General features: G+C 72.6%; 12 protein-coding genes. 10 read left to right on the plus strand and 2 right to left on the minus strand.

Translation table 11 applies throughout. From position 1 onward, the window contains the following. The first annotated feature begins 38 nt into the window (after positions 1-38). The 5 genes from HEP81_RS37575 to HEP81_RS37595 all read left to right on the plus strand — a co-directional run bounded on the left by HEP81_RS37575 (position 39) and on the right by HEP81_RS37595 (position 14,192). Positions 39-10,109 carry a type I polyketide synthase gene (locus HEP81_RS37575; RefSeq protein ID WP_190276075.1) on the plus strand — a complete coding sequence of 3,357 codons (10,071 nt, stop codon included), beginning with the start codon at positions 39-41 and terminating at the stop codon, positions 10,107-10,109. 58 nt (positions 10,110-10,167) lie between these two features. After that, positions 10,168-11,424: a crotonyl-CoA carboxylase/reductase gene (gene ccrA, locus HEP81_RS37580; protein ID WP_037659011.1), complete on the plus strand. Its 1,257-nt coding sequence runs from the start codon at positions 10,168-10,170 to the stop codon at positions 11,422-11,424. A gap of 44 nt (positions 11,425-11,468) precedes the next feature. Then, entirely contained in the window at positions 11,469-12,668 is a 1,200-nt protein-coding gene (locus HEP81_RS37585) for a cytochrome P450 (RefSeq protein WP_037659009.1), read from the plus strand. Positions 12,669-12,738: 70 nt separating this feature from the next. Continuing rightward, positions 12,739-13,953: a cytochrome P450 gene (locus HEP81_RS37590; RefSeq protein ID WP_037659008.1), complete on the plus strand. Its 1,215-nt coding sequence runs from the start codon at positions 12,739-12,741 to the stop codon at positions 13,951-13,953. A 44-nt stretch (positions 13,954-13,997) separates the two neighbouring features. After that, positions 13,998-14,192 (plus strand): ferredoxin, encoded by a 195-nt coding sequence (locus HEP81_RS37595; protein ID WP_037659006.1) that lies wholly within the window; start codon positions 13,998-14,000, stop codon positions 14,190-14,192. 21 nt (positions 14,193-14,213) lie between these two features. Here the strand turns inward: HEP81_RS37595 and HEP81_RS37600 are convergent, their stop codons facing one another. Continuing rightward, positions 14,214-17,750, minus strand: coding sequence for an ATP-binding protein (locus HEP81_RS37600; protein WP_243279730.1), 3,537 nt, complete (start codon positions 17,748-17,750; stop codon positions 14,214-14,216). A 434-nt stretch (positions 17,751-18,184) separates the two neighbouring features. Here HEP81_RS37600 and HEP81_RS37605 point away from each other — a divergent pair, with 434 nt between their 5' ends. The 5 genes from HEP81_RS37605 to HEP81_RS37625 all read left to right on the plus strand — a co-directional run bounded on the left by HEP81_RS37605 (position 18,185) and on the right by HEP81_RS37625 (position 23,934). Further along, positions 18,185-18,763, plus strand: coding sequence for a LuxR C-terminal-related transcriptional regulator (locus tag HEP81_RS37605; protein WP_037659004.1), 579 nt, complete (start codon positions 18,185-18,187; stop codon positions 18,761-18,763). A 233-nt stretch (positions 18,764-18,996) separates the two neighbouring features. Next, positions 18,997-20,607 carry a GMC oxidoreductase gene (locus HEP81_RS37610; RefSeq protein ID WP_037659034.1) on the plus strand — a complete coding sequence of 537 codons (1,611 nt, stop codon included), beginning with the start codon at positions 18,997-18,999 and terminating at the stop codon, positions 20,605-20,607. A gap of 107 nt (positions 20,608-20,714) precedes the next feature. Then, positions 20,715-21,482, plus strand: a complete 768-nt coding sequence (locus tag HEP81_RS37615) for a thioesterase II family protein (protein WP_037659003.1) — start codon at positions 20,715-20,717, stop codon at positions 21,480-21,482. A gap of 78 nt (positions 21,483-21,560) precedes the next feature. Next, positions 21,561-22,133 carry a PadR family transcriptional regulator gene (locus HEP81_RS37620; protein WP_037659002.1) on the plus strand — a complete coding sequence of 191 codons (573 nt, stop codon included), beginning with the start codon at positions 21,561-21,563 and terminating at the stop codon, positions 22,131-22,133. Positions 22,134-22,209: 76 nt separating this feature from the next. After that, on the plus strand, positions 22,210-23,934 hold the full coding sequence (locus HEP81_RS37625; protein ID WP_037659000.1) for an acyl-CoA dehydrogenase family protein: 1,725 nt from the start codon (positions 22,210-22,212) through the stop codon (positions 23,932-23,934). A gap of 58 nt (positions 23,935-23,992) precedes the next feature. Here the strand turns inward: HEP81_RS37625 and HEP81_RS37630 are convergent, their stop codons facing one another. Beyond that, positions 23,993-24,727 (minus strand): alpha/beta hydrolase, encoded by a 735-nt coding sequence (locus HEP81_RS37630; RefSeq protein WP_243279732.1) that lies wholly within the window; start codon positions 24,725-24,727, stop codon positions 23,993-23,995. Between the last annotated feature and the right edge of the window lie 37 nt (positions 24,728-24,764).

Below are 24,764 nucleotides of genomic sequence, written 5' to 3' on the forward strand. Positions count from 1 at the left end.
GCTCTACCTTTGACGACAGCCGAGGACGGATGAGGCGGATGAGCAGCAACGAAGACAGGCTTCTCGAATATCTCAAGCGCGTCACCGGGGACCTTCGCCAGGTCCGGGAGCGCCTGCGCGAGGTCGAGGAGAAGAACCAGGAACCCATCGCTATCGTCGGCATGGCGTGCCGGTATCCGGGCGGGGTGCGTTCGCCCGAGGACCTGTGGCGGCTGGTGGCCTCCGGTGGTGACGCGGTCGGTGAGTTCCCGGCGGACCGGGGCTGGGACGTGGAGGACATCTACGACCCGGACCCGGAGGCGGCCGGCAAGACCTACGCGCGCCATGGTGGATTCCTGTACGACGCTGGGGAGTTCGATCCCGGTTTCTTCGGGATCTCGCCGCGTGAGGCCGTGGCGATGGATCCGCAGCAGCGGTTGCTGCTGGAGACGACGTGGGAGACGTTCGAACGGGCCGGTATCGACGCGGAGTCGGTGCGGGGCAGCCGTACCGGAGTCTTCGTCGGCTCCGGCTACCAGGACTACGTCAATCTCCTCGTCGGCGTGGGCGGCGAGTCCGACGGCCATCTCGGGACCGGCAACTCCGCCAGCGTGATGTCCGGCCGCATCTCCTACACCTTCGGCCTGGAGGGCCCGGCCGTCACCGTCGACACGGCGTGCTCGTCGTCGTTGGTGGCACTCCACTGGGCGATCCAGGCGCTGCGCGGCGGCGAGTGCTCCATGGCACTGGCCGGCGGTGTGCAGGTGATGACCACACCCACCCCCTTCGTGGAGTTCAGCCGCCAGCGCGGGCTGGCCCCCGACGGCCGGTGCAAGGCGTTCGGCGCCGGGGCCGACGGCACCGGGTGGGCGGAGGGTGTGGGCATGCTGCTGGTGGAGCGGCTTTCCGACGCCCGCCGCAACGGACACCAGGTACTGGCCGTCGTCCGCGGCAGCGCGGTCAACCAGGACGGCGCCTCCAACGGTCTGACCGCGCCCAACGGCCCCGCGCAGCAGCGCGTCATCCGCCAGGCCCTGGCGTCGGCCGGACTGTCTCCCGCCCAGATCGACGTCGTGGAGGCGCACGGCACCGGCACCACGCTCGGTGACCCGATCGAGGCGCAGGCCCTCCTCGCCACCTACGGCCGGGAGCGCCCCGAGGACCGGCCGTTATGGCTGGGCTCGCTGAAGTCCAACATCGGTCACTCGCAGGCCGCCGCCGGTGTCGGCGGGATCATCAAGATGGTCATGGCGATGCGCCACGGCGTGCTGCCCCGGACCCTGCACGTGGACGAGCCGACGCCGCACGTGGACTGGTCGGCCGGTGCGGTGCGGCTGCTGACGGACGCCGTGGACTGGCCGCAGACGGACCGCCCGCGCCGCGCCGCGATCTCCTCCTTCGGCGTCAGCGGCACCAACGCCCACACCATCATCGAACAGGCACCGGCCCAGGACGAGGAGCCCGCCGCCGACACCACCGCCGACGGCCCCCTGGCATGGGTGCTCTCCGCCAAGTCCGAGGCCGCACTGCGGGATCAGGCGGCCCGGCTGCTGCCCCTCGCACGCGGCGCGGCCCGGCCGCAGGACATCGGGCTCTCGCTGGCCACCACCCGCGCGGCCCTGCGCCACCGCGCCGCCGTCGTGGGGGACAACCACGCCGAACTCCTCCTCGGACTGGAGGACTTGGCCGCCGGCAAACCTTCGCCCCAGGTTCTGCTGGGCCGTCCGTCCGGCGGCAGGACCGGCTTCCTCTTCTCCGGCCAGGGCTCGCAACGCCTGGGCATGGGACGTGAGTTGTACGCCGCGTTCCCGGCCTTCGCCGCCGCCTACGACGAGGTGTGCGCGCGGCTGGACATGCCGCTCGACGTCGACTCCGAGTCTCTCCACCGGACTGGATGCACACAGCCAGCCCTCTTCGCGATCGAGGTGGCCCTCTTCCGGCTCCTCGAATCCCTGGGCATACGGCCCGACTTCGTGATGGGCCACTCCGTGGGCGAGATCGCCGCCGCCCATGTGGCCGGCGCGCTCTCCCTGGACGACGCGGCGAGACTGGTCTCGGCCCGCGCCGCGCTGATGCAGGCGCTGCCCACGGGCGGTGCGATGGTCGCCGTACAGGCCACCGAAGAGGAAGTCCTGCCCCACCTCACCGACGCCGTGAGCATCGCCGCCGTCAACGGCCCCTCCTCGGTGGTCGTCTCCGGTGCCGAGCAGGCGGCTCTGGCGATCGCCGCCGCCTTCGCCGAACAGGGCCGCAAGACGTCCAGGCTGAAGGTCAGCCACGCCTTCCACTCGCCCCTGATGGATCCGATGCTGGAGGAGTTCGCCCAGGTCGTCCGCGGCCTGACCTTCGAGAAGCCCCAAATCCCCGTCGTCTCCAACCTCACGGGCCGGCCCGTTAAGACCTACACGCCGGAGTACTGGGTACGGCACGTCCGCGAGGCGGTGCGTTTCGCCGACGGTGTCGGGACCTTGCGTGAGCTGGGTGTGACCACGTTCGTGGAGGTCGGTCCGGGCGGTGTCCTGAGCGGTATGGCGCAGGGGTGCCTGGACGAGGCCGTGACGGTGCCGGTGCTGCGTGGTGAGCGTCCTGAGCGGCAGGCGTTTGTCACTGCCTTGGCCCAACTGCACACGTACGGCGTGGTGGTGGACTGGGGCGTGTTCTTCGCGGGTGCGCGGAGGACCGAGCTGCCGACGTACGCGTTCCAGCACGAGCGGTACTGGGTCGACGCCCCGGAGGCTGTGGCCGACGCGGTGGTGGACCCGGTGGACGCCGAGTTCTGGGACACGGTGGAGCGCGAGGATCTGCAAGCCCTCGCCGAGACCCTGGACATCGGCGCGGGCGACACCTTCGGCGACGTGTTACCGAGGCTTTCGGCATGGCGAAGGCAGCGCAAAGAGCAGACCGCCGCGAACAGTTGGCGCTATCGCGAGTCGTGGCAGCGCCTGAGCGAACCCGCCCCGAACGGAACCGGCGGCACCTGGCTGCTGGCCGTCCCCGAGAACGAGAACGAGAACGAGGACGGGGACGAGCGGACCGGCGCGGTCCGTGCCGCGCTCGCCGCTCGTGGCGCCACCCTGCGGACACTGGTCGTCGGCGCGGCGAGCGACCGGGCCGCACTGGCCGGGGAACTGGCCGGGACCGGGCCGGTCGACGGCGTGCTCTCCCTGCTCCTCACCGACGACCCGGTGCTCCCCACCCTGCGACTCCTCCAGGCCCTGGGTGACGCGGGCCTCGACGCCCCGCTGTGGTGCCTCACCTCGGGCGCGGTGGCCGTGAACGGCTCCGACGCCGTACGCAACGCCCGGCACGCCCAGGTCTGGGGGCTGGGCCGCACCGCCGCCCTGGAACTGCCCCGCCGCTGGGGCGGCCTGATCGACCTGCCGGAGACCCTCGACGACCAGACCGCCGCACGCCTCGCCGACGTACTGGGCCAGGCGCTGACGGGCCGCTCGGCTGAGGACCAGCTCGCGGTCCGCGCCTCCGGTGTCCTCGCCCGGCGGCTCGTCCACGCACCGGCACGCGCCGCCACCCGCAGCTGGCAGCCGCGCGGCACCGTCCTCGTCACCGGCGGCACCGGCGCGCTGGGCGGCCACGTCGCCCGCTGGCTGGCCCGCGGCGGCGCCGAACACCTCGTCCTCACCAGCCGCCGGGGCGCGGACGCGCCCGGTGCCGCCGCACTGCGCGACGAACTGGCGGCCCTCGGCGCCCACGTCACCCTCGCCGCCTGCGACATGGCCGACCGGGACGCCGTCGCGGCCCTGCTCGCCGAGCACACCTTCACCGCCGTCGTACACACCGCCGGGGTGGCCGACTCCGGCACGCTGGACACCACCACCGCGGACGCCTTCGCCGCCGCGCTCGCCGCCAAGGCCGACGGTGCGGCACACCTGGACGAACTGCTCGGCGACCAGAAGCTGGACGCCTTCGTGCTGTTCTCCTCCATCTCCGGCGTCTGGGGCAGCGGCGGCCAGTCCGCGTACGCCGCCGGAAACGCCTTCCTCGACGCCCTGGCGCAGCGCCGGCGGGCCCTGGGCCGCACCGCGACCGCCGTGTCCTGGGGGCCGTGGGCCGACGGCGGCATGGTCGAGGACGGCGACGACGAGGAGCGGCTGCGCCGCCGCGGCCTGTGCGCGATGCCCCCCGCCGCGGCGATCGGCGCCCTCCAGCACGCGCTCGACCGGGACGAGACCCGGCTGACCGTGGCCGACGTGGACTGGGCCCGCTTCATCGTGCCGTTCACCCTCGGCCGGACCAGCCCGCTGCTCGGCGACCTCCCCGAGGTCCGCGCGACCCTCACCGAGGAGGCACCCGAGACGGGCCCCGGCACGGGAGCGCTCGCCGAGAGCCCGGCCGGGCTGTCGGCACAGGACCGCGCCCGCGCCCTCGTGGACCTCGTACGCACCCATGCCGCCGCCGTCCTCGGCCACCGCACGGCGGGCGCCGTCGAGGCCGACCGGCCCTTCCGGGACCTCGGCTTCGACTCCCTGACCGCGGTGGAACTGCGCAACCGGATCAACGAGGCCACCGGCCTCACCCTGCCCACCACCCTGGTCTTCGACCACCCCACGGCCGCGGACCTCGCCGCCCGCCTGCTCGCCGAACTCACCGGCGACCAGGACGACATGACCGGCGCCGCCGCGGCCGCCGCCGTACTGGACGAGCCGATCGCCATCATCGGCATGGCCTGCCGCTACCCCGGCGGCGTCCGCTCGCCCGAGGACCTGTGGGAGCTGGTCGCCGACGGCCGCGACGCGATCACCCGTTTCCCCGGCAACCGCGGCTGGGACATCGAGGCCCTCTACCACCCGGACCCCGACCACTCCGGCACGACGTACACCACCCAGGGCGGATTCCTGCACGACGCGGACGAGTTCGACCCCGCGCTCTTCGGGATCAGCCCCCGCGAGGCCATCGCCATGGACCCCCAGCAGCGCCTGCTGCTGGAGACCACCTGGGAGGTCTTCGAACGCGCCCAGATCGCCCCCGACTCCATGCGCGCCACCGCCACGGGCGTCTTCGTCGGCTCCGGCTACCAGGACTACACCGGCCGCCCGCTCAAGGTCCCCGAGGGCGTCGAGGGCTATCTGCCCAGCGGCAACGCGGCCAGCGTGATCTCCGGGCGGCTCTCCTACACCTTCGGCCTCCAGGGCCCGTCGGTCACCGTCGACACCGCCTGCTCGTCCTCGCTGACCGCCCTCCACCTCGCCGTACAGGCACTGCGGGGCGGCGAATGCGGCATGGCACTGGCCGGCGGTGTGATGGTGATGGCCGGACCGTCCGCGTTCACGATGTCGAGCCGGCAGCGCGCGCTGTCCGCCGACGGCCGCTGCAAGGCGTTCGCCGCGTCCGCCGACGGCACCGGCTTCGCCGAGGGCGTGGGCCTGGTCCTGGTGGAGCGGCTGTCCGACGCCCACCGCAACGGACACGAGGTGCTGGCCGTCGTCCGCGGCAGCGCCATCAACCAGGACGGCGCGTCCAACGGCCTGACCGCGCCCAGCGGCAGGGCCCAGCGGCAGGTCATCCGGCAGGCACTGGCCAACGCCCGGCTCACCCCGGACGAGGTGGACGCCGTGGAGGGCCATGGCACCGGCACCCGGCTCGGCGACCCGATCGAGGCACAGGCGCTGCTCGCCACGTACGGCAAGGAGCGGGACGGGGACCGGCCGCTGTGGCTGGGCTCGCTGAAGTCCAACATCGGCCACTCCCAGGCGGCCGCGGGCGTCGGCGGCGTCATCAAGATGGTGATGGCGATCCGCAACGGCGTCCTCCCGCGCACGCTGCACATCGACGAACCGACCCCGGACGTCGACTGGTCCGACGGGCACGTACGCCTGCTCACCGAACAGCTGGCCTGGCCCGAGCGGGACCGGTCCCGGCGCGCGGCCGTCTCCTCCTTCGGGATGAGCGGCACCAACGTCCACACCATCATCGAACAGGCCCCCCGGCCTACACCCCCCGCCCCGGACGAGCAGCCCCCCGCAGCACCCGCCGGAGTCTGCCCCTGGCCGCTGTCCGCCAGGACCACCGGGTCCCTGCGCGAGCAGGCCCGCCGGCTCCTGACCCACCTCGACCGCGACGAAGAGCTCTCCCTGCCCGACGTCGGCCGCGCCCTCGTCACCACCCGGACCCGGCTGGAGCAGCGGGCCGTGATCGTCGGCCGCGACCGGCAGGACATGCGGGCCGGGCTCGCCGCGCTCGCCGCCGGCACCCCCGCGGACCATGTGGTCCAGGGCACCGCCGCGGCCTGCGGCAAGGTCGCCTTCGTCTTCCCCGGCCACGGCTCGCAGTGGACGGAGATGGCCCGCGAACTCCTCGACACCGCACCGGAGTTCGCCGCACAGGCCACGGCCTGCGCCGAGGCGTTCGCCCCCTACCTCGACTGGTCCCTGCTGGACGTGCTGCGCGCCGCACCGGGCGCACCGGACCTGGCCGAGGTGGAGGTCGCCCAGCCCGCGCTGTTCACCGTGATGGTGTCGCTGGCCGCGCTGTGGCGCGCGCACGGGGTGACACCCGCCGCCGTCGTCGGCCACTCCCAGGGCGAGGTCGCCGCCGCGTACGTCGCGGGCGCGCTGACCCTGGACGACGCGGCCCGGATCGTGGCCCTGCGCAGCCGCTGCCTGACCAAACTCATCGGCAAGGGCGCGATGCTCGCGGTCGCCCTGCCCGCCGAAGAGGTGCGCGCACACCTGGAGAAGTACGGCGACCGGCTGTCGGTCGCCGCCGTGAACGGGCCCGCCGCCCTGACCGTCTCCGGAGAGCCCGACGCCGTCGACGCCCTCCTGGCGGAACTCGAAGCCGAGGGCGTGCGCGTGCGCAAGGTCCGCGGCGCCACCGGCGCCGGACACTCCGCCCAGGTCGAGAGCCTGCGCGAAGAGATGCTCGACCTGCTGGCCCCGGTCACCCCGGCCACCGCGGACATCCCCTTCTACTCCACGGTGACCTGCGCCGCGCAGGACACCGCCACCCTGGACGCCGGATACTGGTACCGCAACGCGCGCCACACGGTGGAGTTCGAACGGACCGTACGCGCGCTGCTGGCCGACGGGCACGGGGTGTTCGTCGAATGCAGCCCGCACCCGCTGCTCGCCGACGCGGTGCAGCAGATCGCGGAGGACGCCGAGGCCGATGCCGTGACCGGCGCCTCGCTGCGCCGGGACCAGGGCGGCATGGAACGCTTCCTGCGCTCCGTGTCCGAACTGCACGTCAGCGGCGTGCCCGTGGACCTGGCCGTCCCCTTCGCCGGGCATCCGGTACGACGTGTGGACCTGCCGACGTACGCGTTCCAGCGGCGCCGGTACTGGCTGGAGAGCGCCGACCCGGCACCCGCGGCCGTCGACCCGGTCGAGGCCGGGTTCTGGGAGCTGGTGGAGAACACGGACCTCGCCGCGCTCACCGAACGGTTCGGAGCGGAGGACGCCGCCCTCGTCGGCCCGGCGCTGCCCGTGCTCGCCACGTGGCGTCGACGCAACCGTGAGAAGTCCACGGTGGACGGCTGGCGTTACCGCGTCTCCTTCCGGCGGCTGCCCGACGACCCGGCGCCCGGCCTGGACGGCCCCTGGCTCGCCGTCCTGCCCGCCGGTCTGGCGGACGGACAGTGGCCACCCTGCGTCGTCGGCGTGCTCGGCGCCCACGGCGCCAAGGTGCGCGTCGTGGAGATCCCCGCCGACAGCGACCGCGCGCGGACGGCACGGCTGCTCGCCGAGGAACTCGGCGGCGAACAGCCCGCCGGAGTCCTCTCCCTGCTCGGCCTCGCCCCCGGCGCCCACCCGGACCACCCGGCGCTGTCCGCGAGCCTCGCCATGACCCTCACCCTCATCCAGGCGCTGGGCGACCTGGACGTCCAGGCACCCCTGTGGTGCGCGACCCGCGGCGCCGTGTCCACCGGGACCGCCGACCCGCTGCTCGACGTCGGCCAGGCCCAGCTGTGGGGCCTGGGCATCGTCGCCGCACTCGAACTGCCCCGCCGCTGGGGCGGTCTGGTCGACCTGCCCGACACCGTGGACAAGCACACACTGCGCCGACTGGCCGCAGTGCTGGCCCAGCACGACGAGGACCAGCTCGCCGTACGGGCCGACGGCGTGTACGGCAGGCGCCTGCTCCGTGCGCGGCCCGCCGACACGGAGCCGACCGCACCGTGGCAGCCGCGCGGCACCGTCCTCGTCACCGGCGGAACCGGCGGTGTGGGCCGCCACCTCGCCCGCTGGCTCGCCGGAGCGGGCGCCCGGCACCTGGTGCTCACCAGCAGGCGCGGACCCGACGCCCCCGGCGCGGCGGAACTGCACGCGGAGCTGACCGCCCTGGGCGCCGAAGTGACCATCGCCGCCTGCGACATCGCCGACCGTGCCGCGCTCGCCCGACTGCTCGCCGGCATCGAGTCCCGGCACCCGCTCACCGCGGTGCTGCACGCCGCCGGCACGGCACGGTCGTCCCTGCTGGCCGACGCCGACCTTGAGGAGTTCGCCGAAGCCGCCGCCGCCAAGGTCACCGGCGCGGTGAACCTGGACGAACTGCTCGACGGCCGCGCACTGGACGCGTTCGTCCTGTTCGCCTCCGGCGCGGGCGTCTGGGGCAGCGGCGGCCAGGCCTCCTACGCCAGCGCCAACGCCTTCCTCGACGCCCTCGCCCTGCGGCGGCGGGCCCGGGGCCTGACCGCGACCTCGGTCGCCTGGGGCGGCTGGGCGGGCGGCGGCATGGTCGACGACGCGGTGCGGGAACGCGGCGAGCGGCGGGGCCTGGGCGTCATGCCCCCCGAACTCGCGATCTCCGCGCTGCGCCAGGCCGTCGACCACGACGAGGCCGCGCTCACCGTCGCCCCGATCGACTGGGAGAAGTTCCTGCCCGCCTTCACTGTGGGACGGCCCAGCCGGCTGCTGGCCGAACTCCACGACGTACAACGGCTCCTGGCGGCGGAGCGGGCCGAGCGGGACGCGAGCGAGGAGACCGGCGCCGGAGCGGCACTGGCCACCGAACTGGCCCGGCTCGACGCGGCCGAACGGGAGGAGCGGCTGCTGGAGCACATCCGCTCCCAGAGCGCCGTGGTCCTCGGGCACGAGTCCGCCGAGGACGTCCTGCCCACCGCGCACTTCCTGGAACTCGGCTTCGACTCGCTCACCGCGATCGACCTGCGCCGCCGCCTGTCCGCCGCGACCGGACTGCGGCTGCCCGCAGGACTGGCCTTCGACCACCCCACGCCCGCCCGGCTCGCCCGGCATCTGCTGACCCTCCTCCAGGGCGCAGGCGGGGGCGCGGCGCAGGAGCGGCCCACCGACATGCTGGTCCGGCTCTACCGGCACGCCAGCCGGACCGGAACGGCCGCCGAGGCCATGGGAATGCTGATGGAGGCGGCCCGCTTCCGGCCCTCCTTCGAGAACCCCGAGGACCTGGCCCAACTCCCGGCCCCGGTACGGCTGTCCCAGGGCGACGACCTCCCGTACACGGTGATGTGCTTCTCGCCGTACGTCGTACCGGCCGGGGCGCACCAGTACGCGCGGTTCGCCGCGCCCTTCCGCGACCGGCTGGACATGTGGGCGCTGGCCAACCCCGGCTACGAGCAGGACGAACCGGTCCCCGCCTACCCGGACGCCGTGCTCCGGCTGCACGCCCGGACCGTACGCGAGTGCGCGGGCGCAAAGCCGGTCGTCCTGCTCGGCTACTCCTCGGGCGGCTGGATCGCCCATGGCGTCGCCGCGCACCTGGAGGCCATGGGGGAGCGGCCCGCGGCCGTGGTGATGGTCGACAGCTTCAGCCGCGCGATCCCCTTCGACCGCCAGGTGCTCAACGCGATGGCCCAGGCGCAGTCGGAGCGCCTGGACTTCATGCGGTCCGGCGGCGAGCAACTCACCGCGATGGGCCGCTACATGCGCCTGTTCGACGACTGGGCCGCGCCCGAGATCACCGCGCCGACCCTCCTGGTGCGGGCGAGCGAGCCCGTACCGGCCGCCGCCGCGGACGGCGGTGGGCGGGCGGCACCGCCCGAGCACGTGGACACGACCGTCGAGGTCGCCGGAAACCACTACTCGATGCTGGAGGACCACGCCGGTACCACCGCCGCGGCGGTGCACTCCTGGCTGGCGGACGCCGCGACCGAGGCGACCCGCCCCGCAGCATCCGAGGACACGACCACCGCATGACCGGCCCGCGGCCACCGCGAGCCCCGGACACCAACCGCGCAGACGTGGGAGACAAACCATGACCAAGGCTCTTTACGAGATCGGCGAGACGCCGCCGCTCGGCGAGGTACCGGAGCGGATGTACGCCTCGGTGATTCGCCAGAGCCGCTTCGGCGAGCCGAAGCAGGCGTTCCGCACCGAGGTCGTCGACACCCCGGCGGTGGGCCGGGGACAGGTGCTGGTCTATGTGATGGCCGCCGGCATCAACTACAACAACGTGTGGTCCTCGCTCGGCAAGCCCGTCGACGTCATCGGGATGCGGCAGCGCCAGGGCGAGCCCGAGGACTTCCACATCGGCGGCTCGGAGGCCTCCGGCGTGGTCTGGGCCGTCGGCGAGGGCGTCCGCCATGTCAAGGTCGGCGACCATGTGCTGCTCACCAGCGGCCAGTGGGACGAGACCGCCAAGGACATCCGGCTCGGCACCGACCCGCTGGTCTCGGAGAGCATCAAGGCCTGGGGGTACGAGACCAACTACGGCTCCTTCGCCCAGTTCTGCCGCGTCGACGAGTACCAGTGCCACCCCAAGCCCGCCCGGCTGACCTGGGAGGAGTCGGCGGCCTTCCTGCTCACCGGGCCCACCGCCTACCGGCAGCTGTTCGGCTGGCAGGGCAACACGGTCCGCCCCGGCGACCCCGTGCTGATCTGGGGCGGCGCGGGCGGCCTCGGCTCCATGGCCATCCAGCTGGTCCGGCTGGCCGGCGGCGTCCCGATCGCCATGGTCTCCAGCGAGGACCGCTCCGAGTACTGCCGCCGCCTCGGCGCCGCGGGCACCATCAACCGCCGCGACTTCGACCACTGGGGCCGGCTGCCCGACGTCGGGGACGCCGAGGCCTCGGCACGGTTCCTGCGCGGCGCCCGCGGGGTCGGCAAGAAGATCTGGGAGATCCTCGGCGAGCGCAGGTCCCCGCGGATCGTCCTGGAGCACAGCGGCCAGGACACCCTGCCCACCTCGATGTACCTGTGCGACAACGCCGGCATGGTGGTGATCTGCGGCGGCACCTCCGGCTACAACGGCGACGTCGACCTGCGCCACCTGTGGATGCGCTCCAAGCGCCTCCAGGGCTCGCACTACGCCGGCACCCGCGAGTGCCGCGAGGTCATCGAACTCGTCGGCACCGGCATGCTCGACCCCTGCCTGTCCGCCTGCGAGACCTTCCAGGACATCGGGCGCATGCACCAGATGATGCACGACAACGTGCACCCCTCCGGGAACATGGCCGTCCTCGTGAACGCGCCCCGGCGCGGCGAGAGCACCCTCGAACTCCCCGCCGCCTGACCCCTGTCGTACGGCCCACCCCTCACACCAGCACAAGGAGAGCCATGTCCGAGCCCACCGGCGCCGCACCCGCCGTACCCAAGGCCCGCAGCTGCCCGTTCCTGCCGCCGGACGGCATCGCCGAGATCCGCGCGGCCGCCCCGGTGACCCGGGCCACCTTCACCAGCGGCCACGAGGCCTGGCTGGTGACCGGCTACGAGGAGGTGCGCGCCCTGTTACGCGACCCCTCCTTCAGCGTCCAGGTGCCGCACGCCCTGCACACCCAGGACGGCGTCGTCACCCAGAAGCCCGGCCGCGGCAGCCTGCTGTGGCAGGACGAGCCGGAGCACACCGCCGACCGCAAGCTGCTCGCCAAGGAGTTCACCGTCCGGCGCATGCAGGCGCTGCGCCCGAACATCCAGCGCATCGTCGACGAACGCCTCGACGCCATCGCGGCCCAGGGCGGCACCGTCGATCTGGTGAAGGCCTTCGCCAACCCGGTGCCCGCCATGGTGATCTCCGACCTGTTCGGCGTCCCGGTCGAACGCCGGCCCGAGTTCCAGGAGATCGCCGAGGCGATGATGCGGGTCGACCAGGACGCCGCCGCCACCGAGGCCGCCGGCATGCGCCTGGGCGGGCTGCTCTACCAGCTCGTCCAGGAGCGCCGGGCCAGCCCCGGCGACGACCTGATCTCGGCGCTGACCACCACCGAGGACCCCGACGGTGTCCTCGACGACATGTTCCTCATGAACGCGGCCGGCACCCTGCTGATCGCCGCCCACGACACCACCGCCTGCATGATCGGCCTCGGCGCGGCCCTGCTCCTGGACCGCCCCGACCAGCTGGCCCTGCTGCGCGAGGAGCCGTCGCTGATCGGCAACGCGGTCGAGGAACTGCTGCGCTACCTCACCATCGGCCAGTTCGGCGGCGAGCGCGTCGCCACCCGGGACGTGGAGCTGGGCGGCGTACGCATCGCCGAGGGCGAGCAGGTCGTCGCGCACGTCCTCGCCGCCGACTTCGACCCCGCCTTCGTCCAGGAGCCGGAGCGCTTCGACATCACCCGCCGCCCCGCCCCGCACCTGGCCTTCGGCTTCGGCGCGCACCAGTGCATCGGCCAGCAACTCGCCCGCATCGAGCTCCAGATCGCCTTCGAGTCGCTGTTCCGCCGCTTCCCGACCCTGCGCCTGGCCAAGCCCGTCGAGGAGCTCCGCTTCCGCGACGACATGGTCTTCTACGGCGTGCACGAGCTGCCCGTCACCTGGTGACGCCCGCGCCTGCCGGGGCCGTTCCCGCACCGCCGAACCACCGCACCGCCGATCGTCCGAAAGGCACGACATGACCGAGACCGACTTCCGCCGCACCGGGTCCGAGGCCCCGGCCTTCCCCCAGGACCGGACCTGCCCGTACCAGCCGCCGAAGGCCTACACGGAATGGCGGGGCGAGAGCCCGCTGACCCGGGTCACGCTGTTCGACGGCCGACCGGCGTGGCTGATCACCGGGCACGCCGAGGGACGCGCGCTGCTCGCCGACCCCCGGCTGTCCTCCGACTGGGGCCACCCGGTCTTCCCCGTCGTCGTCCAGCGCACCGAGGACCGCGGCGGACTGGCCTTCCCGCTGATCGGCGTGGACGACCCGCTGCACGCCCGGCAGCGCCGCATGCTGATCCCCAGCTTCGGCGTCAAGCGGATGAACGCCATCCGGCCCAGCCTGCAAAGCCTGGTCGACCGGCTCCTGGACGACATGCTGGCCAAGGGGCCGGTCGTGGACCTGGTGTCGGCCTTCGCCCTGCCCGTGCCCTCCATGGCGATCTGCGAACTCCTCGGCGTCCCCTACGGCGACCACGACTTCTTCGAGGAGTGCTCCCGCGACTTCGTGGGCGCCGCCACCTCCGGGGAGGCCGACGCGGCCTTCGCCAAGCTGTACCAGTACCTGCACGGCCTGGTCGCCAAGAAGCAGGCCGAGCCCGGAGACGGTCTCCTGGACGAGCTGATCGCCCGCCAGCTGGAGGAGGGCGGACTGGACCACAACGAGGTGGTGATGATCGCCCTGGTCCTGCTGGTGGCCGGCCATGAGACCACCGTCAACGCCATCGCCCTCGGCGCCCTCACCCTCATGCAGCACCCCGAGCAGATCCAGGTGCTGCTGGACGACCCCGCCGCGGTGCCGGGCGTGGTCGAGGAACTGCTGCGGTTCACCTCGGTCTCCGACTACATGGTCCGGATGGCCAAGGAGGACATCCAGGTCGGCGGCACGACCGTCAAGGCCGGGGACGCCGTCCTGGTCTCCATCACCCTGATGAACCGCGACGCCCAGGCGTACGACGACCCCGACGTCTTCGACGCCCGCCGCAACGCACGGCACCACGTCGGCTTCGGCCACGGCATCCACCAGTGCCTGGGGCAGAACCTCGCCCGCGCCGAACTGGAGATCGCCCTCGGCACGCTCTTCACCCGCATCCCCGGCCTGCGCCTGGCCGTACCCCTGGACGAGGTGTCGCTCAAGGCCGGCCACGACGCCCAGGGGCCGATCGAACTGCCCGTCACCTGGTGACGTCACGGGCGGCAGGAACCGAACGAAGGGGGGCGGGCCACGCCTTGCGCATCACCGTCGACCGTGACCGGTGCATCGGCTCCGGCCAGTGCGTCATGACCGCACCCGGCGTCTTCACCCAGGACGACGAGGCACTGGTCGCCCTGCTCCCGGGACAGGAGGACGGCGCGGGGGACTCCCGCGTCCGTGAGGTCCCCCTGGCCTGTCCGGTGCAGGCGATCGTCATCACCGAGGACTGAGCGGCGGCGGCGTGCGGGGGACTACGGGGCTGTCCGACCGTACGAACCGGGCACGTCGTCGCCACCGAGGTCCAGCAGTTCGCGCAGCAGCGGGGTCGCCGGCAGGGCCGGGTGGAGGTACACGCGCTCACGGCGCTGCTCCACCGCGGCCAGCAGCGCCCGGAAGGTGCCGCGCGCCTCCTCGGTCCGCCCGCCGTGCCACTGGGCCTGACCCAGCAGACCCAGATGCAGGGGGTGGCGCAGGCACGTCCTGGACCGGCCCAGCTCGGCCAGCGAGGCGTGCATCAGGGCCAGACCGTCGTCCCGGTCCGCGGAATGGGCCAGGCCCCATCCCTTGACGACGCCCAGCATCGCCTTCCAGTAGAGCAGCCCGTGCTCGCCCGCGACCCGCACCCCCTCGTCGCTGGAGGCGAGCGCGGTGCGGGTGTCACCCTCCCAGGCCGCCACGACCCCGTCCACGTAGAGCGCGAACGACCGGTCGGACGGCCTGCTCTCGAACTCGGTGAGGCGCAGCAGCTCACGTCGGCGCTCCCCGGCGGCCTCCCGGTTCCCGAGGAGCCAGTGGGTGAAGGTGTCGTAGGAGCGGCAGGAGACCCGCGGGTCGTGCTGGAAGGTGCGCGCCAGCGCATGCCCCTCGTCGGCCAGCCGGTCCGCCAGACCGACGCCCCGCTCCAGCTCGGCGAGCGCCTGCGGCAGCATCCCGCGCACATGCAGCACGATGCCCTCGCCGTACGCCGCGCCGAGCGCCGCCACCGGCTCCCGGGTGCGGCGCGCGATGTCCCGCAGCAGACCGGACAACTGCCGTGAGGCGTCGTAGCGTCCGGTGACCAGCCGCGCCGCGCACAGCGCCCACAGCACCGACGGATCCTCGGGCGCCTGCGTCGCCGCGTTCAGGGCGCGCCCCCGGGCCAGTGCCGTCTCGGCCTCGCGATGGCCGTAGCCGCGCGTGGTGGCGAGGATCTGGCCGAGCTGGATGTGCAGCCGCTGCTCCAGCCCGGCCGTCGCGGCCTCGTCCGGCGGCAGGAAGCCGATCAGATGCACCGCGCGGCGCAGCCAGATCTCCGTTTGCTCGTACGCCATGGACCGCTCGGCGTGCTCCGTGGCGAGCAGCAGCCGGGGCAGTACCTCCGCGGCGGGCAGCGCGCTCTTGGCGTGCCAGCTGTGGTGGGCCACCCGCTCGATCTCCTCGTCGCCCATCTGCCCCCGGTGGCGGGCGTGCAGCGCCTCGGCGATGCCGGCGTGCAGACGATGGCGGTCCGCGCGCGGGAGTTCCTCGACCAGCGCCTCCCGTACCAGGGCGTGCGCGAAGTGCAGCCGCCCCGGGTGGTGCGGGTCCTCCGCGAGCAGACCGGCGCGGATGGCCGACTCCAGGCCGGCGATGACCGGTTCGTCGGGCGTGGCGGTCCGGTGCAGCAGATCCGTGTCCACCTCGGCACCGATGACTGCGCACAGCCGGAGCACCCGCAGCACCGGCTCGGGCAGCGCGGCGAACCGCTGGCGCAGCGCCTCGCGCACGCCGGTGGGAATGTGGGCCAGCAACACATCGACCGCGTCCGGGCGTTGGAGATCGCTGGCATTGCTCACGAGGGAGAGCAACTGCATCACGAAGTACGGGTTGCCCTCGCTGCGCCGGTGCAGCACCTCGACCACCCCCGGGTCCACACCGGGCCCCGCATGCGCCTCGACCAGCGCGCCGACGGCCTTCGGGGACAGCCCGTGCAGCCGCAGCGTGTCCGTCCGGGGACCGCGCAGCACGTCGGAGACCACCCTGCGCAGCGTCGCGTCCGATTCGGCCTCGAACTCCCGGGCCGTGAGCACGATGCCGAGCGACTGGCCCTGGCAGCGGGTGCTCAGCAGCCTGAGCAGATCGAGCGAGGCGGTGTCCGCCCACTGGAGGTCTTCGAGGAGCAGCACGAGGGGCTGGCGCGCGGCGAGGGCGAGCAGCACCTCGCACACCGCGTCATGGGCGAGGAAGCGGGCCTGGCACCAGTCGGCGGCCGGTTCCGGACCGTCGGTCCGCAGGGCCGACCGCTCGGGCATCAGCGGGCCGAGCAGGGCGCCGTACGGCTGTGTCGCCTCACGGAAGGCGTCCGGCCGGGTCATGGACAGCCGCCGCAGGATCTGGGTCCACAGCCAGTAGGCGGGCACGCCCTCACCGGGAAAGCAGTGACTCCAGACCACTTCGAGGCGAGAGCCCCCCTCCCGTGCGTCCATGTCCTCCAGACGTGCGGCGAGTTCGAGCAGCAGCCGGGTCTTGCCGACACCCGGGGGACCGAGGACACCGGCCACATGGCCGTGCCCCACGACGGCGCTCGCCGCGCCGGTCGTCAGCCGGTCCAGTTCCTGGCCGCGACCGGTGAACGGCGACGGGGCGGCGGCCGTCCAACCCGACGCGAACTCCGGGAGCCCGCCCGCCTGTTGGGTTGCTGTCGGCTCGTCCTCCGCCGTCGGCGCGGGGCGCCGCGCGGTCCCGGCCCGCGGCTCGACGGCCTCCGCCCGTACGCTCGGCGGCACATCGGCCCGCCCCGCCGCCGCCGAACTCTCCTCGTATGCGGCGGCCTTGCCCGGCTCACCCGTTGCGCCGGTGCCCTTGGCCCTCGCCGTTTCCTCGTGCGTGAGAGTGGTGATCGTCTCGCCGCCCGCGCGCTCCGCACCCGATAACCCCGATAAGCCCGCTAAACCGGCGCCGTCCGGTAACGCGCCGCCCGCAAGCGCCTCCTCCGGCGCGGGCGCGGCGACGGACAGCGCGATCTGCTCCGGGGACAACTTCCCGGACGGGGTGCTCGCCCCCGGCTCCTGGCGCAGGATCGCGTTCCTGACCTCGCGCAGCTCGGCCGCGGTGTCCACCCCGAACTCCTCCACGAGATGACTGCGCGTGCGCTCGTACACCTCGAGCGCCTCTGCCTGCCGTCCGAGCCGGGACAGCGCCGTCATCAGATGGCCGACCAGCCGCTCCCGCGTGGGATGGCGGCGCGCCTCCCCGTCCAGATCCGCGGCCACCTCCTCGGCCGCGCCGAGGACCAGCCGCGCCTCCGCGCAGGACTCCACCGCGGTGAGCCGGATCTGCTCCAGCCGGGCGCACTCGTCGCTGAGCGGCGGATGGCCGTCGAACTCCGCGTACGGTGAGTCCCGCCACAGCCCGAGGGCCTCGGTGAACCGGGCGTGCGCGGTACGCGGATCGTGCTGCTCCAGCAGCCGGCGCCCGTCGGTGACCAGACGCTCGAACCGGCAGGCGTCGACGTGTTCGGGATCGAGTTCCAGGACATACCCGGGCGTCCGATGCCGAAGCACCGAAACTTGGCCCGTTTCCGTCGTGTCCAGGGTCCGGCGCAGATGGGAGACATGACTCTGGAGGGTCGCGACGGCATGCCGGGGCGCGCCGTCGCCCCACAGTTCCTCCACGAGCAGTTCGGTGGGCACCACCCGGCCCAGCCGGATGAGCAGCAGGGCGAGCAGCGTGCGCCGTCGCGGCGGGCCGAGGGGGAGCTCGCGTCCGTCGAGCCGCGCCGACATGGGCCCCAGAACGCTCAGGAAGGGCTCGCCCGGGCCGCTGGTCATGGGCGACGCGTTCGCGGTCGGAGGCGCGGACATGACGGTCCCCAATCTCTTACGGGTATGGCTGGTTGACGGACGGCTTCGAGCACGGGCGGTCGCAGGGCGTCCGCTACCGATCATGACATAGCGAAAGCACCTGCTGAGCTGGCGATCCGTCGATTGGCAAGAAAGCAGAAGGTGTTGGGCAAGGATTTCGACAAGGGGTCCGGAAAACGACGGCAGCCGACGGCAAGGAGCCGTCAGCGACTCGACCAGGACCCCGCAAGGTCGGTGACGCAGGATGTCCGGGTCTGGAGATACTGCTGGTCCAGGGCCGATGACGCCCCTGCCGACGGTCCCCACGGCCGCCCACCAGCCTCCGAATTGATTTCGCGCTCAAGTCTCTGACAGGGAGCACATTCTTGCTGAGTCCAGCACCTGCAGCTCCGGGCCTGTGCGTGGCAAGCCTCGATAAAACACTGGCCATCCAGCAGGCGAACCAGGAGTTCTTCCGGCAGTTCAACGACTCGTCCGAGGACATATGCGGCCGCAATTTTCGCGACGTCGTCCACCCGAGCGCGCAGCAGCCGTTGGTGCGCCAATTCTCCAATTTGTTGGAAGGCAGGCACCAGCGATTCGTCACCCCCGTCCTCGCCGTGGGCCCCGGTGAGGAGACGGCCTTCACCGTCCCCCTCACCGCCGTCGCGGTGCGCGGGGGAGTGCCCGACACGACCGCGATCCTGGTCATGATGCCCACCGCCGGTGACGGCGAGGGAGCACGCGTGGTGTCCAGGCGCAAGAAGATCCTCTCCGCGATGGACGCCCGCATCCTGGAGGGCATCGCCGCCGGTGTCTCCACCATCCCCCTCGCGGCGAGCCTCTACCTCAGCCGGCAGGGCGTCGAGTACCACGTGACCTGCCTGCTGCGGAAGCTGAAGGTCCCCAACCGCGCCGCACTGGTCTCCCGCGCCTACTCCATGGGCGTGCTCAAGGTCGGCGCCTGGCCCCCCGAGGTCGTCGAGGACTTCGTGAAATGAACGGGTCCCCGCCCGTGGACTTCGTAAAGTGAGCGGGCTCCCCGCCCGCGCCCGCCCCGCACGGCCGCTTCCGCACACCGGGTGACCCGACCCCTCTCGGGCCCGACGTCCGCCGAACTCCCCGAACGTCCCCAGGCCGAGCCTCCCCGGACCGGCCCCCGATACCCCCGAATCCCCTTTCGAAGCTCAGGAGCAACAGCGTGAACGCACACCAGCCTCTGTCGCGCCGCCGCATGCTCGGCCTGGCCGCCTTGGGCGCCGCCGCACTCGCCGGGCAGACCACGATCACCGCGGCCCCCCGCGCGGCCGCCGCCACCGCCACCGGCGATTCCGGCAGCACGTTCGTGCCCGCCGTGGTGGTCGGCACCGGGTACGGCGCGGCCGTCTCCGCCCTGCGGCTCGGCGAGGCCGGGGTCTCCACCCTGATGCTGGAGATGGGCCAGCTGTGGAACCAGCCCGGCCCCGACGGCAACATCTTCTGCGGGATGCTCAAGCCCGACAAGCGCTCCAGCTGGTTCAAGACCCGTACCGAGGCCCCGCTCGGCTCCTTCCTCTGGCTCGACCTGGCCAACCGGGACATCGACCCCTACGCGGGCGTACTGGACCGGGTCAACTTCGACCAGATGTCCGTGTACGTCGGCCGCGGGGTCGGCGGCGGCTCGCTCGTCAACGGCGGTATGGCCGTCACCCCCCGGCGCTCCTACTTCCAGGAGGTGCTGCCCCAGGTCGACGCCGACGAGATGTACGGCACCTACTTCCCGCGCGCGAACTCCGGTCTGCGGGTCAACAACATCGACAAGGACTGGTTCGAGCAGACCGAGTGGTACCAGTTCGCCCGCGTCGCCCGTCAGCAGGCCGAGAGCGCCGGCCTGAAGACCACGTTCGTGCCCAACGTCTACGACTGGGACTACATGCGCGGTGAGGCGGACGGCACCGTGCCCAAGTCCGCGCTGGCCGCCGAGGTCATCTACGGCAACAACCACGGCAAGGTCTCCCTGGACAAGAGCTACCTGGCGGCAGCACTGGGCACCGGCAAGGTCACCATCGAGACCCTGCACCAGGTCAAGACGATCCGTCAGCAGAACGACGGCACGTATCTGCTGACCGTCGAGCAGAAGGACCCCGACGGCAAGCTGCTCGCCACCAAGGAGATCTCCTGCCGCCACCTCTTCCTGGGCGCCGGCAGCCTCGGCTCCACCGAACTGCTGCTGCGCGCCCGGGAGACCGGCACCCTCCCCGCCCTCAGCTCCGCGATCGGCGGCGGCTGGGGCCCCAACGGCAACATCATGACCGCCCGCGCCAACCATGTGTGGAACCCCACGGGCAGCAAGCAGTCCTCGATCCCCGCCCTCGGCATCGACGACTGGGACAACCCCGACAACCCCGTCTTCGCGGAGATCGCCCCCATGCCGGCGGGCCTGGAGACCTGGGTCAGCCTCTACCTGGCCATCACCAAGAACCCGCAGCGCGGCACCTTCGTCTACGACGCCGCCAAGGACCGCGCGGACCTGCGCTGGACCCGGGAGCAGAACGCGCCCGCGGTCGCCGCCGCCAAGTCGCTGTTCGACCGCATCAACAAGGCCAACACCACCATCTACCGGTACGACCTCTTCGGCAAGCAGATCAAGGCCTTCGCCGACGACTTCTGCTACCACCCGCTCGGCGGCTGCGTCCTCGGCGAGGCCACCGACAACTACGGCCGGGTGTCCGGATACAAGAACCTCTACGTCACCGACGGCTCGCTCATCCCCGGCAGCATCGGCGTCAACCCGTTCGTGACCATCACGGCGCTGGCGGAGCGGAACGTCGAGCGCGTCATCAAGGAGGACATCGCGGGTTCCTGACGAGCGGTGGGGGCGGGGCGCCCGGACGCCCCGCCCCCACCCCCTCGCCCCGCGACGCACGCCCCGCGCGGTGGGCGGCCGAACCCCGACCGAAAGGCAACGCTTCCGTGAACTCCCCGCTCACCGAGGCCGCCGGGCCCTGGATCCGCAGGTTCCATCCGCGCCCCGACGCCCGTGTCCGGCTGGTCTGCCTGCCCCACGCGGGCGGCTCCGCCAGCTTCTACTTCCCCGTCTCCCGGTCCATGCCCGAGGACGTCGACGTGCTGTGCGTGCAGTACCCCGGCCGCCAGGACCGCCGCGGCGAACCGCTCGTGGACTCCCTGCCGGCGCTCGCCGACAAGGTCCACCGGGCACTGCTGCCCTGGGCCGACCGGCCCCTCGCCCTGTTCGGCCACAGCATGGGCGCCTCCCTCGCCTACGAGGTCGCCCGCCGCCTGGAACGGGACCAGGAGATCGTGCCCGCCGCCCTCGTCGCCTCCGGCCGCCGCGCCCCCTCCAGGCACCGCGCCGAGACGGTCCATCTGCGCGACGACGACGGCCTGGTCGCCGAGATGCGTGCCCTCAGCGGCACCAACCCCCAACTGCTGGGCGACGAGGAGATCCTGCGCATGATCCTCCCGGCCGTCCGGGCGGACTACCGCGCGGCGGAGACGTACACCTGGGAGCCCGGACCGCCCCTGCGCTGCCCGGTGACCTGCCTCGTCGGCGACGGCGACCCGAAGGTCACGGTGGCCGAGGCCGCCGCCTGGTCCGAGCACACCGAAGGCCCCTTCGCCCTGAAGGTGTTCCCCGGTGGCCACTTCTTCCTGGCCGAGCACCAGCCGGAGATCATCCGTCTCATCACCGCACGGTTGGCGGCGCCCGTCCGGCCATGAGGGCGGCCGGGGTGACCCGTGTCGCATCCGAGCGGGCAGGGCTTGCTATGCAACGAGTTGCATAGAAGGATCGACGGCATGGCGCTCGAACACGCGATCCTGGTGTCGCTCTTGGAGAAGCCGGGCTCCGGCTATGAGCTGGCCCGGCGCTTCGAGCGCTCCATCGGCTACTTCTGGACCGCGACCCACCAGCAGATCTACCGCGTGCTCAAACGCATGGAGAACGACGGCTGGGTCGACGCCCGGGACGTCCCGCAACAGGGCCGGCCCGACAAGAAGGAGTACAGCGTCGCCGACCTCGGCCGCGCCGCGCTGTCCTCCTGGCTGCACGACCCGATCGAGCCGGAGAGCGTCCGCCACGACCTGGCCGTCAAGATCCGGGGCGCCGCCTTCGACGATCCGGCCGCCCTGATCCACGAGGTGGAACGGCACCGCCAGGCGCACCGCGACCGGCTGACGCACTATCTCGCGGGCCAGGCACGGGACTTCACCGAGCCCGCAGCCCGCCCGGCCGATCCGGGGGCGCCGCCCGACGCGGAGCGCGAGCTCCAGCACGCCGTGCTGCGCGGCGGTATCGCGTACGAGCGGATGATGATCGGCTGGCTGGACGACGTGCTCGCCACCCTGGCCCGGTTCGGTCCGGACCGCTGACCCCCGCCGGCCCGACCCCACCCGGCGTCGGGCCCCCGAATCCCACCCGCCCACCAGCCGAAAGGCGCCCTCACCCATGGCTGACCAGCTGCTGCTCAACCCGCGCACCTACGACCCCGAGCACTTCGACCCCGAGACGCGCCGCCTGCTGCGGGCCACCGTCGACTGGTTCGAGGAGCGCGGGAAGCGGCGGCTGATCGAGGACTACCGCAGCCGCGCATGGCTCGGCGACTTCCTCGCCTTCGCGGCGAAGGAGAACCTGTTCGCCACCTTCCTCACCCCGTCGTCCGCCGCCGGGGAGGGCGACCCGGACAAGCGCTGGGACACCGCCCGGATCGCGGCGCTCAACGAGATCCTCGGCTTCTACGGCCTGGACTACTGGTACGCCTGGCAGGTCACGATCCTCGGCCTCGGCCCGGTCTGGCAGAGCGACAACGCCGATGCCCGCACCCGCGCCGCCGAACTCCTGGACCAGGGTGAGGTGTTCGCGTTCGGCCTCTCCGAGAAGACCCACGGCGCCGACATCTACTCCACCGACATGCTGCTGGAACCCACGGCCGACGGCGGCTTCCGGGCCACCGGCTCCAAGTACTACATCGGCAACGGCAACGCCGCCGGACTCGTCTCCGTCTTCGGCCGCCGCACCGACGTCGAAGGGCCCGACGGCTACGTCTTCTTCGCCGCCGACAGCCGCCACCCCGCCTACCACCTGGTCAAGAACGTCGTCGACTCCTCGAAGTTCGTCAGCGAGTTCCGCCTGGAGGACTACCCGGTCACCGCCGAGGACGTCCTGCACACGGGCCGGGCCGCCTTCGACGCCGCCCTCAACACCGTCAACGTCGGCAAGTTCAACCTGTGCACCGCCTCCATCGGCATCTGCGAGCACGCGATGTACGAGGCCGTCACCCACGCCCACAACCGAGTCCTCTACGGCCGCCCGGTCACCGACTTCCCGCACGTACGGCGCGAGTTGACCGACGCGTACGTCCGGCTCGTCGGCATGAAGGCGTTCAGCGACCGCGCGGTCGACTACTTCCGCAGCGCGGGCCCCGACGACCGCCGCTACCTCCTCTTCAACCCGATGACGAAGATGAAGGTGACCACGGAGGGCGAGAAGGTCATCGACCTGATGTGGGACGTCATCGCCGCCAAGGGCTTCGAGAGGGACAACTACTTCGCCCAGGCGGCCGTGGAGATCCGCAGCCTGCCGAAGCTGGAGGGCACGGTCCACGTCAACCTGGCGCTGATCCTCAAGTTCCTGCGCAGCCACCTCCTCGACCCCGCCGACTACCCCGCCGTACCGACCCGCCACGACGCGAAGGATGACGACTTCCTGTTCCGGCAGGGCCCCGCCCGCGGCCTGGGCTCGGTGCGCTTCCACGACTGGCGGCCCGCCTTCGACACGTACGCGCACCTGCCCAACGTGCGCCGGTTCCGCGAACAGGCCGACGCGCTCTGCACGTTCGTCGCCACCGCCGCTCCCGACGCGGAGCAGAGCCGCGACCTCGACCTCGTCCTCGCGGTCGGCCAGCTCTTCGCCCTCGTCGTGCACGGCCAGCTCGTCCTGGAGCAGGCCGCCCTGACCGGGCTGGACACGGACGTGCTCGACGAACTCTTCGCCGTCCTCGTACGCGACTTCTCCGCACAGGCCGTCGAACTGCACGGCAAGGACTCGGCAACCGAGGAACAGCGCGCCTGGGCCCTGGACGCGATCCGCCGCCCCGTCACCGACCAGGACCGCACGGCCCGGGTCTGGCAGCAGGTGGAGGCGCTGTCCGGGTCGTACGAAATGGCCCCGTAGGCCCATCCCGAGGCATGCCGGTACCGCCGCACCCCACGGGGGCGGCGGTACCGGCATGTCAGGGCACCCGCGGAGCCAGATGCTTCTCCAGGAACGAGAGTTCCGCGGCGACGGCCTGTTCGTGCGACTCCAGGAACGGGGCGTAACGGCGGCCCGTCAGATGAACCACCTCGGCCGCCGGCGCTTCCCCGGCCGCCCGGAGCGCGGGTGCGGGAAGCGCGCTCCGGTCCTGGTCGCAGACGACCACCAGCAGCGGGCAACGGATCCGGGAGGCATGGCGGCCGGGCCGGTACCCGCCGAGCCGCAGCACGATCCGTGCGGCGACCGTCTGTTCCCAGTCGGTGTGGCGACGGCCGGGATCCAGCGCGCGGTCGCCGTCCAGGGCGTCGGGCGTGGTGAGCGAGGCGACCGAGCCGCGCGCCCCGGCGGTCGGGACCAGCAGCGGCGGCCGTCCGGGGAGCGAACGCGCGGCCGTCGACCAGCGGGGTCTGCGCGATCGCGCAGGCCAGGCGCGGGTGGTCGGCGGTGACCTGGAAGACGTGGCCACCCGCGAGCGAGAAACCCCACAGCGCGATCCAGTCCGGGTCGACGTCGGCAGTGTGGCCGCGCACTCGATCGCGGCGTGCCAGTCGGCGATCTGCTCGTCGAAGCGGACGATCTGGCGCGGCGTGCCACCGCTCGTCCCGAACCGCCTGTGGTCGAAGGCGACCGTGAAACCGGCCTCGTGGAACCTCGCCGCGAACCGATCCGTGGCCGGTTCCTTCGTCACCGAGGTGCCCCCGGCCATGATCACGCAGCCGCCGTTGGTCCCCGGACAGTGCCAGGCGGAA

Origin of the sequence: Streptomyces griseofuscus, assembly GCF_014673495.1 — a bacterium.
Lineage (GTDB): Bacteria > Actinomycetota > Actinomycetes > Streptomycetales > Streptomycetaceae > Streptomyces > Streptomyces murinus.